This window comes from Niallia circulans, assembly GCF_007273535.1.
Classification (GTDB): Bacteria; Bacillota; Bacilli; order Bacillales; family Cytobacillaceae; genus Niallia; species Niallia circulans_B.
Genome location: NZ_RIBP01000001.1, coordinates 953,190 through 965,773 on the forward strand (window position 1 = coordinate 953,190; position 12,584 = coordinate 965,773).

The 12,584-nt window shown below is 35.7% G+C and carries 10 protein-coding genes, 1 pseudogene and 1 other annotated feature; of the genes and pseudogenes, 5 read left to right on the top strand and 6 right to left on the bottom strand.

From position 1 onward, the window contains the following. Positions 1–8 precede the first annotated feature (8 nt). Positions 9–1,025 (bottom strand): AraC family transcriptional regulator, encoded by a 1,017-nt coding sequence (locus tag CEQ21_RS05575; RefSeq protein WP_185763629.1) that lies wholly within the window; start codon positions 1,023–1,025, stop codon positions 9–11. Between the two features lie 377 nt (positions 1,026–1,402). On the opposite strand from CEQ21_RS05575, the pseudogene CEQ21_RS05580 reads away from it, so the two are divergent. Then, positions 1,403–2,371, top strand: a pseudogene (locus CEQ21_RS05580) (aldo/keto reductase). Positions 2,372–2,406: 35 nt separating this feature from the next. Here the strand turns inward: CEQ21_RS05580 and CEQ21_RS05585 are convergent. After that, positions 2,407–2,787, bottom strand: coding sequence for a MerR family transcriptional regulator (locus CEQ21_RS05585; protein WP_185763630.1), 381 nt, complete (start codon positions 2,785–2,787; stop codon positions 2,407–2,409). A gap of 478 nt (positions 2,788–3,265) precedes the next feature. Here CEQ21_RS05585 and CEQ21_RS05590 point away from each other — a divergent pair, with 478 nt between their 5' ends. From CEQ21_RS05590 to CEQ21_RS05600, 3 genes are all read left to right on the top strand, one after another. Then, the gene (locus CEQ21_RS05590; RefSeq protein WP_185763631.1) at positions 3,266–4,228 is read left to right on the top strand and encodes an ABC transporter substrate-binding protein; all 963 of its coding nucleotides are present in this window, start codon (positions 3,266–3,268) and stop codon (positions 4,226–4,228) included. A gap of 88 nt (positions 4,229–4,316) precedes the next feature. Next, positions 4,317–5,270: a FecCD family ABC transporter permease gene (locus CEQ21_RS05595; RefSeq protein ID WP_268878982.1), complete on the top strand. Its 954-nt coding sequence runs from the start codon at positions 4,317–4,319 to the stop codon at positions 5,268–5,270. A 5-nt stretch (positions 5,271–5,275) separates the two neighbouring features. After that, the gene (locus CEQ21_RS05600; protein ID WP_235907176.1) at positions 5,276–6,286 is read left to right on the top strand and encodes a FecCD family ABC transporter permease; all 1,011 of its coding nucleotides are present in this window, start codon (positions 5,276–5,278) and stop codon (positions 6,284–6,286) included. Between the two features lie 43 nt (positions 6,287–6,329). Here the strand turns inward: CEQ21_RS05600 and CEQ21_RS05605 are convergent, their stop codons facing one another. Both CEQ21_RS05605 and CEQ21_RS05610 read right to left on the bottom strand, forming a co-directional pair. Continuing rightward, positions 6,330–7,574, bottom strand: a complete 1,245-nt coding sequence (locus CEQ21_RS05605) for a sensor histidine kinase (protein ID WP_185763632.1) — start codon at positions 7,572–7,574, stop codon at positions 6,330–6,332. After that, the gene (locus CEQ21_RS05610) at positions 7,564–8,250 is read right to left on the bottom strand and encodes a response regulator transcription factor (protein WP_185763633.1); all 687 of its coding nucleotides are present in this window, start codon (positions 8,248–8,250) and stop codon (positions 7,564–7,566) included. The genes CEQ21_RS05605 and CEQ21_RS05610 overlap by 11 nt, the downstream gene beginning before the upstream one ends. 302 nt (positions 8,251–8,552) lie before the next feature. On the opposite strand from CEQ21_RS05610, the gene CEQ21_RS05615 reads away from it, so the two are divergent. Next, positions 8,553–9,260, top strand: coding sequence for a YceI family protein (locus tag CEQ21_RS05615; RefSeq protein WP_235907177.1), 708 nt, complete (start codon positions 8,553–8,555; stop codon positions 9,258–9,260). A gap of 726 nt (positions 9,261–9,986) precedes the next feature. Here the strand turns inward: CEQ21_RS05615 and CEQ21_RS05620 are convergent. After that, positions 9,987–11,555: a 2-isopropylmalate synthase gene (locus CEQ21_RS05620; protein ID WP_185763635.1), complete on the bottom strand. Its 1,569-nt coding sequence runs from the start codon at positions 11,553–11,555 to the stop codon at positions 9,987–9,989. 54 nt (positions 11,556–11,609) lie between these two features. Further along, positions 11,610–11,855 (bottom strand) — a binding site (T-box leader). A 330-nt stretch (positions 11,856–12,185) separates the two neighbouring features. Then, positions 12,186–12,551, bottom strand: a complete 366-nt coding sequence (locus tag CEQ21_RS05625; protein ID WP_185764104.1) for a cupin domain-containing protein — start codon at positions 12,549–12,551, stop codon at positions 12,186–12,188. Between the last annotated feature and the right edge of the window lie 33 nt (positions 12,552–12,584).

Genomic DNA, 12,584 nt, shown 5'->3' on the forward strand with positions numbered 1-12,584 from the left:
TAAGTTGGTTATCTTTGTAGTTCGTTTATAAGTGCATGTTCAGCACGCCAATTTAAAGGAGTTTCACCTTCCCAACTGCGAAAGGCACGATAAAATGAGCTCTGATCTTTATACCCAACGAGAAAAGCCACTTCTTTAATGTCTAGAGCAGGATTATCCAAATACTGTCTTGCCTGTTCATGACGAGCCTTCTTTAGCAATTCCTTAAAGCTTGTTTTTTCATCAGTAAGCCTCCGCTGTAAAGTACGTTCGCTCATGCCCAACTCACTTGCTACGTCTTGAATGTCGAGGCGTTCTCCTGTTAAATTGCGTTTCAAAATCCACTTAACTATCTCCGTTACGGAATGACTGCTGCGCTGCTCATCCAAAGTTTGCTCCAATACTGGTGTTAAAATCTCCAGTAATTCAGCGTTGTATGATGTAAAATGGCGATCGAGATCTTCACTATGCAATGTCAGTCTATTACGTTTTGCTCCGATGTGGATAAAGCAGCCAAAGTATTCTTCAAGTGCCTCTACTTGACCAAATGCATGTGTAAATTCTACTAATTTCGCTTTTATCGGATACCCTGTGCCTCGTCGTCCTAATTCAAGTAAAAACGCGAGTGTTGTGCCAACTAGCAGTGCTGGTCCAGCTTGCTCCGTATCCAACCATGCCACTTCAATGACACAGTTTGCACCTTGTTCCACAATGCGTAATTTTTCAGGAGGACACATTTCTTTGTAGCGCTCCATTCTTTTAAGCGCATCCCGATAATCACAGGCATGATAAGCTGCCAGTACGGACGGGGGATACTGCGTTGTTTCAAACACTTTCGGAAGCTGCAGCATTCCAAGCTCCATATCACCGATAATATCGGAATATGCTTGCCATAATGCATAATATTGTTCTACAGTGACAACTGATTCCGTAATTACAGTCAACGGCATTTTTGCTTTTCGAACTAAATCATACACATTAATTTCAAGTTGTTTTAGTCCTGTCCATAGTCCATCAGGTATTCTAATACGAGTATTTGTAGCCATTTTACACCTCTCTATCTATCAGCACATTAACGCTTAGCTTATATTGTTAACGGGATAGCTATTTCATTTTACTTATATCAAGTCTCTCTGTAATTAGCAGGGGACGACAATCAATTTGCCAAAAACGCCAACTTTTCTTAGATTAATTATAACAATTCTTCCTTCATGCATCTCTTTAACCCCCTTAAAGCTACTCTAAGTTATAAAGAACTGAAACTCACAACCTCCGTGTGTACTTTTACACAAAAAAGGCACGTTTGATTAAAAAATAATGGTAAAACTGCATAAATGTCTAATAAAAAATTTCGCTTGACCTCAAGAGAACTCTAACTCTTATGATGAAATTGCACCAAAATATTATTATAGGAGTGGATACTATGAAAGTAAGAAAGCTTGGAAATAGTAGTTTGGAAGTGTCATCAATTGGACTTGGTTTAATGGGGATGTCACCAGGGATTTATGGACAAACAAATGATGAGGAATCCGTTAAAACAATTCTTGCGCTATGGAGTTAGGCGTGACATTATTAGATACTGCAGATGTATATGGAAATGGTCATAATGAAAGTCTACTCGGCAAAGCTTTGAAAGGTAATCGAGATAAAGCAATTGTTGCAACCAAGTTTGCTTATACGATAAATTATGAAAATATTGTGGGTCATCCTGATTACATTAAAAAAGCTGTTGACGAAAGTCTGCTGCGCTTAAATATTGATTATATCGACCTTTATTATCAACATCTTGTCGATCCAAATATTCCAATTGAGGAAACAATCGGTGCAATGTCCGATTTAGTGAAGGCCGGAAAAGTCCGAGCAATTGGTTTGTCAGAAGCATCTGTTGAAACAATTAAACGAGCACACAACATACATCCTATTTCGGCTTTACAAACAGAATACTCTTTATGGAGCAGAGATATTGAGGAAGAAATTTTACCTGTTATACGAGAATTAGGAATAACACATGTAGCCTACAGCCCTTTAAGCAGAGGTTTTATAACAGGAGAGATAAGTAATTTTAAAGATTTTGGTGATGATGATTTGCGCAGATTCATGCCTAGACCAAGGAGAGAACTTCCAAAAAAATCTTGATTTAGTAAGTGAAATTCTGAAAATGGCTCATAAAAAAAATGTTACACCCTCTCAATTAGCTATTGCTTGGACTATTGCAAACGGTGCCTTACCGATTCCGGGGACAAAGCGTCAAAAATACTTAGAGGAAAATGTCGAAACTCTAGAAGTAGAGTTGACTCCTCAAGATTTAGTGCGTCTAGACACTATAAGTCCCAAGAATACTGTCTATGGAAATCGATATGATGATACAAACATGAAAAATATTAGTCTATAAATCTTTTGGGGGCACTACTCTTTATGTGGTGTCCTTTATTGTGGCAATATCTTCAAGTCTTTTTCATGAATATCATAAAAAGCTAATTTATAATTTATTTTCTCAAGATAACTATAAGTTTCCTGCAGCTGTTCTTCTACTTTTTTCTTATGTTTAAGCATCATTTCTTTTCTTTCACTAATAGATTCTTTACCATATTGCGTTAACTCAACGTATTTCTTCATTTCACTCAACGGCATATTCGTTGAACGTAAACAAACCATAAAGCTTAACCATTCCAAATGATACTCCTCATAGATTCGAATGCCATTATGATCTCTATTAACAGTAGGAACAAGCCCTTCCTTTTCATAAAAACGTAATGTATGTGGAGCTATACCTGTTTTCTCAGCAACTTCACTAATTGTTAACCCCATATTTCCTCCTCTATTGCCACATGCAATTATCTTGTATTTTACTCCATAAGATATGACATAGTAAAATGTAATCGAAATCCAAAATAATGAGAGACCTATTAACGAATAATAGGCGACTCCTTTAACAGCGCATAAGAATGTGAAGCTGCTGAAGCATACATGATTGTAACAATAGGATATTACAATATGTTCTATAGAACTCTTAAAACTGTCCTATTTAAATATTGCACGAAATAGTTAACTTTTGTCTTTCAAATCTGGTAATGTCAACCGCTCTAATATAGATATGTTATGCAGGTTTTCCAAACATTAAAATTTACTAATTCATTATCAAAAATGCTACTTTGTTTATTTATTCTCTGCTTCATTAAAAGACTATTTGCTTTAATTAAAAGAAAATTAAAATATTAAATTGACAAACTAGTATATAATGATTATCATTCTCAATATAATAAAAATATAAAAAAAGAGGGGAAAAATGTACATAACATCTATTAAATCAAACATTGTACTTGTTGCTGCACTGTTTTCTTTATTCCTTGCAGGATGCTCAGCAGGTCAAGAAAATACAAATACTGAAAATATTGCTACACACTCTGTGACACATGAACTTGGAACTGCAGAAGTTCCTAATAAAATAGAGCGAGTTGTTACATTGGAACTTGGCTTAACTGAGACGGCCGCTGCTCTTGGCGTGATCCCCATCGGTGTTGCAGATGATGATAAGCCGGAAAGAATTGCTGAAGATACAATGAAATTAATCGATGGATACACATCAGTAGGTACACGTGCTCAGCCAAATTTAGAAGTAATTAGAAGTCTTAATCCTGATCTGATTATTGCTGATGTTGACCGTCATGAAAGCATCTATGAGGAACTGCAAAAAATAGCGCCGACAGTTGCATTTAAAGACGATGCAGCAAACTATGAAACAGTTGTAGAAACTACAAAAAAGCTAGGTGAAGTATTAAATAAACCGTCTGAAGCAGATAAATTGATTACACAGCATAATCAATCAATAGAGGAACTGAAGTCTAAGCTGCCGGTAACAGATAATACAGTATTACAAGCAGGATACAGTGAAGGAAATATATTCAGTGTATCGACTTCCTCTGCTTTTACACCTGGTTTCTTAATTAGACTCGGTGTTAATTATGCACTAGAGGATGATACTGCAACTACTCAAGAGCTAACAATAGAACAGCTTCTTAAAATCAATCCGGATACATTAATTGTAACCGTAACGGAGGATGCGCCTTCTGTTTTGAAAACATTAAAAGATGATCCTTTGTGGAATAAGCTTACCGCTGTCAGCAGCAAACAAGTTTATGAGGTTGGCCATAATGACTGGTCCCGTAGGAGAACACTGTTAGCTATTGAAGATAATAAAGAGAAACTTACCGAAATTTTACAAAATATGAAAACAGAAAATGCAGAATGACTTTATAGTCGTTCTCTTTTTTTGGAGGTGAAATTCTATAGCTTACCGTTTTAATCTACCATTTGTATTTGCAGCAGGTCTATTAATTCTGCTAGTATCTAGTTTTTTTTCTTTAAAAATCGGTGCCTTTTCCTTTACATCCACCCAAATAGTAACCGATTTATTTTCAAAATCGGAATCAGAGTCAGCAATCATACTTCAGGATGTTAGAATGCCAAGACTACTTATTACTATTATTACTGGAGCAAATCTAGCTGTTGCCGGGGCATTGATCCAAGCATTAATGCGCAATCCCCTCGCTTCGCCAAGTGTACTTGGCATTAATGCCGGAGCCTCTTTAACAGTAGTATCCTGTTTAGTATTCTTTCCAGCTATTACTGGCTATTGGCTCATTATTACAGGATTTGTTGGCGCTACTATCGCCGCCTTGCTTATTTTTATCATGAGTGTTGTATTTCGTGGAGGAAATATTGCTGTCAGCATTTCACTCGTCGGCATAGCCATTCAAGCGTTTTTTTCTTCTGCAACTCAATCAATCTTAATATTTAACGAAGAATCAATTAAAACAATCCTTATTTGGCTGGCTGGCATGACAGCAGGATCTGCCTGGGACGATGTCTATCTTCTCCTTCCACTCAGCTTGCTTGTTTATTTGCTTGCCTTTTGCTCTCATCGCTCACTGTCCATATTGCTGTTAGGAGAAGAAGTGGCCATTAATTTAGGGCAAAGAATTATGGCAATCAAGCTTTATGTCAGCATACTAGTTATACTGCTCGCCGGTGCAACCGTCTCGATTGTCGGACCGATTGGATTTGTCGGCTTAATCATTCCCCATATTGTTCGCTACTTGGCTGGACAAGATTATAAATGGGTGCTTCCATTAAGTGCTTTATATGGCGGCTGTTTACTTGTTGTCGCAGATATTCTATCGAGGTTTATCATGTTCCCTGCTGAGACACCAGTTGGAATTTTAACAGCCTTATTAGGTTCTGTATATTTTGTGTATCTGTCCCGCATTAAAAAAATGAAAGAGAAGAGTTGAATTATGTGAACTATAAACGACATCCGCTATTTATCCTGTTGGGGTTGTGTGTAGTCCTCATAACCTTGGCTATTATTAACATTGGTCTGGGAGCAGTGCCCATTCCGCCACTGCGAGTCATCTCTTCCTTGATCGGATTAGGAGAATACAACGAAACATACATTATTGTTTTTTACAGACTGCCCCGAATTGTCTTAGCCTTACTTGTTGGCGGATGCTTAGCAGTTGCTGGTGTGATTGCTCAGTCAATCTTACGAAATCCATTAGCCGCACCAGATACATTAGGGATAACAGGCGGAGCAAGCATTGGAGCCATCGGATTTACCCTGCTGTTTCCCGCAGCATCTCCCTCCCTGACAGGCATTGCCGCTTTTATCGGCGGCACTATTGCTGCAGCAGCTGTATATCTATTAACCTATCAACGTACTGGTACCGAGCCTGCCCGATTAGCTTTAGTAGGTGTTTCTGTCAGTGCATTTTGCGGTTCATGTGTGGAGCTTTTTATTTTAAAAATGGATACTAACCTGCAGACATCCTTGCTTTGGCTGAACGGCAGCTTATTTGGCCGAACATGGCAATCTGTTATCGATATCCTTCCTTGGGCTGTTATCTTAATAGCAATTACACTTTTTCTAGCAAAAACGCTCGATATTTTCATACTAGGACAAGAATCAGCGATCGGTTTAGGGATAAAAACGGAAACAGCAACTGCCATATTAATGGGATTATCTGTTCTGTTGACTGGTGCAAGTGTTGCTGCCGCTGGAATGATTGGTTTTGTCGGACTTATCAGTCCTCATATTGCCAGAAAGCTAGTTGGCACTGTTCATCATTATCTTATTCCAACAGCCACATTGATTGGAGCAATCATGCTGTTATTTGCTGATTGTATCGGCAGAGGACTTATTCCTCCAGTTGAAATTCCAGCAGGAATTGTCACTGCCTTGATTGGGGCACCGTATTTTCTATTTTTGCTGTGGAAGCAATCAGCGAAGAAGGGATTGTTATCTCGGTGAAATTAAATTGGAAAAGGAGGAGCAATTAATTTGCTCCTCCTTTTTAACTTAGCCTCACTATAAAAGTAGTATTACCACCAGGAACACTTTTCACCGATATCTTCCCTTTATGTTTCTCTACAATAGATTTAGCAATAGCTAAACCAAGCCCATTCCCACCATTTTTCCGCGTACGAGAAGGATCATTACGATAGAATCTGTCGAATATTTTTTCTAAATGCTCTGATGTAATCCCTTCTCCTGTGTTTGTTACCTCCAGCAATATTTCATGATGTCGTTTTCTTAAATCTACAGTAATTAAGCCTTGATGATTGGTGTATTTTATCGCATTATCTAATAAAATCATTACTAGTTGCTTCATTTGCTCCACATTTCCAAAAGTGTTTAAGTCAGGTTCAAGATGGTACTCAAGATTGACTTCCCTTTCAAAGATAACACCCTCCATTGTCAGAATGACACTTTCGACTACTTTGCTTATATTTAATGGTGCAAAGACTATATCAGAGCGTTTATCATCCATTTCTGCCAGGTAAAGCAGGTCATTGGTGAGTAACTTCATTCTTTCTGTCTCTGTCTTAATATGATGTATCCACTTTAATTGAGTTGCAATCAAATCTTCCTGATTGCTCAATAATACATCTGCATTTGTATGAATAACAGATAATGGTGTTTTTAGTTCATGAGAAGCATCGGAAATAAATTGCTTTTGCTTATCAAACGCTTCCTTGACTGGCGCAATATACCTGTTAGCCAAGAATCTATTTACAATAAAGATGATAATTAGCATCATAATACCAACGAGAATAAAGGTGTATATTAAATTGTTCACCACTTTTAACTCAGAAGTAACATCAAGGGCATAGACTGAAAAACCTGACTGGTTTTTCTCCACTTTATAAGCCCAACTAATCTCATTTAGTTTTAAGCGACCATTAGAAGAGTTCCTTGATGCTATTTTATTTATGATTTTTTCATAGAATTGATTTTCCAAATCTAATTTTGATTGTACAGAAAGAATATTCCACTGATTATCTGTCTTCAGCTCAAAGCACGGTAAGAGTTCATCCTTTGAATAACCAGTTTGATCCCCTTGAGGTGGAGGTGACTTATCATCATTGCTGGCCTTTTTTTTATGATAATAATCAGATACCATTTCAAGATTTATGTTTATATCAATTATTACTTTTTGACATGTAATAATATAGATTGAGATAAAAGCGACTAACATGATAAAAATAATCGTTGCCATATTAACAATTAAGAAGCGATTACGTAATTTAGTGAACATCTGATGCCACCTCCAAAATATACCCTATCCCTCTTATTGTTTTTATTTGAACAACAGAATCTAGAAAAGCCAGCTTTTTTCGTAGAAAAGAAATATATACTTCCACATTATTGTGTTCAACATCTGAATCTAGCCCCCATAATTTTTCAATGATTTGCTCTTTCGATGTTACTGTATTTTTTCTAATCAATAGCAGCTCTAATAACTTGCCTTCTTTTAAAATTAACTTCAGATCTTTGGTTTTACACATTAACATAAGAGTAGACATATTTAACTCCAAATCTCCAAATTTCAAGGAATCCTCTGGAACTACTTCATTATTGCGCCTTAGTGCCGCTCTTATTCTTGCCAAAAGTTCATCAGTAGCAAACGGTTTTGCGATGTAATCATCTGCCCCATTATCAAGTCCTGAAACTTTATCAGGAACTTCGCCTTTTGCTGATAGCATTACAACAGGAGTTGCAATTGCCTTATCTCGAATCGTTCTCAATACCGTTATTCCATCTAGTTCAGGCAGCATAATATCAAGCAGGATTAAATCGTAAATGCCAGTAAGGATATAATCCAGCCCTGTTTCTCCATCGTGCACTATGTCCACATAATAATTATTTTTATTCAGAATTTGCGCTAACGCTTCAGCAAGTCCTACTTCATCCTCGACAATTAAGATTCTCATCCTACTTCCCCTTACCAAGATTAATTTAAATCCGAAACGTATTCCATGAGGATAATCTTAACACTTCTCAAACGGAATAATAAATATATTCTTTATTCATTCTTCCATTTAAGATTCATTTAAGGTTCGATTTATAAGATAGTCTTAACAAATGAACAGAAAGAAGAGGAGGCCCAGTTAATACAATTACTTTCAGGACTTACTCAAAATGATTAAGTGTTAAATATAGTATGCAAAGTCTTTTGGGAGTAACTAATATATCGATCAAAATTCAACTATTTAATAATAAAGGAGAAAATAATGTGAAGAAAAAATATATTATTTCAATAGCAGCAGTTGCTGTTCTTATACTTGGTATTGGAGGCTACACATTACTTAACAGCTATATGGGAAATAATGTGGAGATAAGCTCTGTATTAGATAAAAATGAGGAAGCTGACTCATCTGAAGCAAGTGCAGACTCTGATACAGCACCTGTTTCTACAGAAGATTTAAACGGTGATTGGCAAGTTGCTGACGATTCAAGTGTCTATTGGTCTGTTACAACATCACAAGAAACAGTTAACTTTGTCAATGAAGATGTAACCGGCAACTGGACGGTTGATATCAATGATTCAACTGCAATGTCTGGTGAAGGAATTGTCAATATGAATGCATTGGATTCAGGAAATACCCAAAGAGATGACCATGTCAAAGAAGGCGCTGAGTACTTAAATGTTACCGAGTATCCAGAGGCATCATTTGCGACAAGCACCATTTCAGAATTGCCAACAAGCTGGACAGAAGGTACTGTTGTACCAGTAACAATTGATGGAACAATCACTATAAAGGGCATCGAAAAGGAAGTTCAATTTGACTCAGAAGCAATGTATCAAAACGGGCAACTACTTTTATCTGGAACTACAGTTGTAACATTTGCTGATTTTGGAATGGAAAATCCGCACTCTGTTGCCTTAGAAACAGAGAACGACCTTACTGTGCAATTAGAGCTTGTATTAGATAAGGCATAATTAAAAATAAAGACGTCCCTTAAAGTTGGCGTCTTTATCTTTTTACTAGAGGGTAAAGCAACAGTAACCTCTTTTATTAATCTTTTATATTCTCCGTTTAATTTTCATATGCATTCTACCATGCTGCTAGATACACTAACGCCAAATTGCATTATGAAAATGGGTAACGTCATGCAGCTATAATATGTGTGCTTTGTGGATTTTCATGTTTTTTCTGGAAATCTTATTTAACTAAAGCACCCGTTCGTTTAAGTATAATCTTCACAAATTAACCTTATTTCATCCTTTAATTACAGGATTGCTGCCTAGTTAGTGTAGAAAAAGAAAAGTAGAGCATTATTTCTTATTGTACCAATGCTCTCTAAAGTGAAAATATTCTTTTTTAACAGTTCTTTCAATAGAAAATTGATTTTAAAATTACTCGCATTTAAATAAAATTAACTTTACTGCAAACTAAACCAGCACTTTTTTGTTTAGATGAAGCAATACAATTTTTGTCTATATACATCCACTATTATTTCTTCTTACATCAATTGCACCGATAATTAATTCTTTTTCTAGAATCGTATAATGATAATAATTCACTTGAAATTTTGTTCTCTCTTACAATTATTGTATTTGTAACTTCTACTGGAGATTGTTAACTTTCTGGAATAAATATTTGTTGTACTCTATTTTCCCTTCCGTTCATAGATAAGCTCCTAACTTTTCAATCATGTTAGGTTTTTACTTAACTGGAAGTAAATGATTGACCACAATACTATTTATGGCATTAATATACGCATAAGCACTTGCTTTTAAAATGTCTGTATCTGATGCTTTGGCAATATATATTTCCCCTTTAAATTCAACTTGAATTTTCACTTTTCCTAATGCTTCTTTTCCCCTTGAAACACTTCTAATATCGTATTGAATCAACTTCATTTCTAAATCACATACATTCATAATTGCAGAATATAAAGCATCAATCGGACCAGAACCTATCGCAGTTCCCTTTATGATTTGATCAGCCTTCTTTAACTCCACACTAGCAGAAGGAAATTTTGTATTACTGATCACTTGCAGATCTATTAACTCATAAAAATTGTTACTGTAATGGCTGATGTCCTGATTATTCCCCTTTGCTTTTTTGTAATAATTTTCAATCAATACATATAGATCATGATTATATACCTCTTTTTTCGCATCGGCTAATTCAAGAAAGTCTACAAAGATTTCCTCGAACTCTGAATTTGAAAATTGATTCATACCTAATTTTTCAAAAGCCGTTTTAACCGCATGGCGACCAGAACGTGCTGTTAGAATCAGCTCCATGTCATCAAGACCCACCGTGACGGGATCAATTATTTCATAGGTATTTCTTGACTTGATTAATCCATCCTGGTGAATACCTGAAGAATGTGCAAAAGCATTTTCCCCTGTAATTGCTTTGTTTACTTGTACATCAAGTCCCATGAATCCACTTACCATTCTCGACGTATTCATAATTTCCTTTGTATTAATATTCGTATAAGCTTGATATATCTCAGAACGTGTATGAACAGCCATAACTACTTCCTCTAATGAAGCATTTCCTGCACGTTCTCCAATTCCATTAATAGTACATTCTACTTTTTCTGCACCATTTTTAATTGCTGCCAATGTATTAGCTGTAGCCATTCCTAAATCATTGTGGCAATGAACACTTAGAAGCACACTATCATTCAAATTCTTCAAGCGATCATTTATTTTGTATATTAATTCACCGAACTCTTGAGGTTCAGCAAAACCAACTGTATCAGGTATATTAATAATTGTGGCTCCTGCTTTTACAACAGCCTCTATAGTTTTCCATAAATATTCAAAATCAGCTCTAGACGCATCCTCTGTTGAATATTGCACTTCTGGTAGGAGTGTTTTCGCATACTTCACAGCATCCACTCCGATATCTAATATTTGATTTTTGGATTTTCCAAATTTCTTTTCCACATGAATATCCGAAGTACCTAATACAATATGGATTAGTGGATTTTCTGCATATTTCACACTATTATATACAGCATCAATATCGGATTTCACTGCTCTTGCTAACGCAGTAATTATAACATCATCTGTATTTCCTATCTTTTTAGCAATTTCTTTAACCGCGTTAAAATCACCTGTTGATGACGAAGGAAATCCAGCTTCAATCATATCAACTTTGAGTTTCTTTAATTGCTTGGCGACTTCCAATTTTTCATATACATTCAATTTTGCACCAGGAACTTGTTCTCCATCTCTTAATGTTGTATCAAATACCCAAATTTTTCTTGACATGTGAAACACTCCTTATTTAATAAAATATAAAAAAGCCCCGCCTCTATATAAAAATATAGAGACGAGGCATTGCTCGCGGTACCACTCTAATTGGTTAATATAATACAAAAGTAACCCACTCATTTTCGGCGGCGATCACCACCTATCTTTTATAACGGAAGAAATCCGACATCTCCTACTTATATGGTTCAGAGAGTAGCTCTTGGATGAGTTCAAAGGGTATAACTACCGATTCGCACCAACCATCGGCTCTCTGAAGAAGTTTATAAACCTTTTACTATTTCCAATCTTTGCTTATTTATTATTTAATTATAGGCTATAATATATCAGTAATTTCAAGTTGTCAATATAATTTTCAGAAATATTTAATTAGAATAATTTTTCTGAAAATGTAACATAAGGTTGTCTTTAGTAATTTTATTAATTGGACAAAATAAATGTCATTTCCTCTTACTAAAAATATTCTTTATTTCATAATCCACTTCAGTAATTCGTCTGGTACTTAATAAATAACTCTTTTCTTTTTGAATCTAAGCAATTTCTAATTTAAACATTCAGTCGAAATAGTATTAGTAAATTCTTTCCACACTTACTATAACGTTTGATAATTGTTTATATTTTATCATTAGATTAGATCCAGATATCATTAACTGCGGTTAATGCTGATTTAGTATCGCCAGTATTTACAATTCCTCTTGGCTCTACTAACATGATATGACACTCTTGTGTAGCGAAAGGTTTATGTTCGGTCCCCTTTGGCACTATAAACATCTCTCCTTGAGACACCTTAACTTGACCATCGCGAAAATCAATGAACATTTCACCAGCGAGAACGATAAACACCTCGTCGGTATCTTGATGATCATGCCACACAAAATCCCCTTCTATTTTGACCACTTTGAATTGATAGTCATTCATTTCACCAATGACCTTTGGAGACCAGCGTTCGTGAAACTTAGAAAATTTCTCATTCAGATTAATGGCTTGATAATTAATATTAACCCCCACCTTTTGAATTCTATATACCAT

Coding starts and splice junctions, on each gene's coding strand:
- CEQ21_RS05575 (WP_185763629.1), bottom strand. CDS start 1,025: ATGGCTACAAATACTCGTATTAGAATACCTGATGGACTATGGACAGGA.
- CEQ21_RS05585 (WP_185763630.1), bottom strand. CDS start 2,787: ATGGGGTTAACAATTAGTGAAGTTGCTGAGAAAACAGGTATAGCTCCA.
- CEQ21_RS05590 (WP_185763631.1), top strand. CDS start 3,266: ATGTACATAACATCTATTAAATCAAACATTGTACTTGTTGCTGCACTG.
- CEQ21_RS05605 (WP_185763632.1), bottom strand. CDS start 7,574: ATGTTCACTAAATTACGTAATCGCTTCTTAATTGTTAATATGGCAACG.
- CEQ21_RS05610 (WP_185763633.1), bottom strand. CDS start 8,250: ATGAGAATCTTAATTGTCGAGGATGAAGTAGGACTTGCTGAAGCGTTA.
- CEQ21_RS05620 (WP_185763635.1), bottom strand. CDS start 11,555: ATGTCAAGAAAAATTTGGGTATTTGATACAACATTAAGAGATGGAGAA.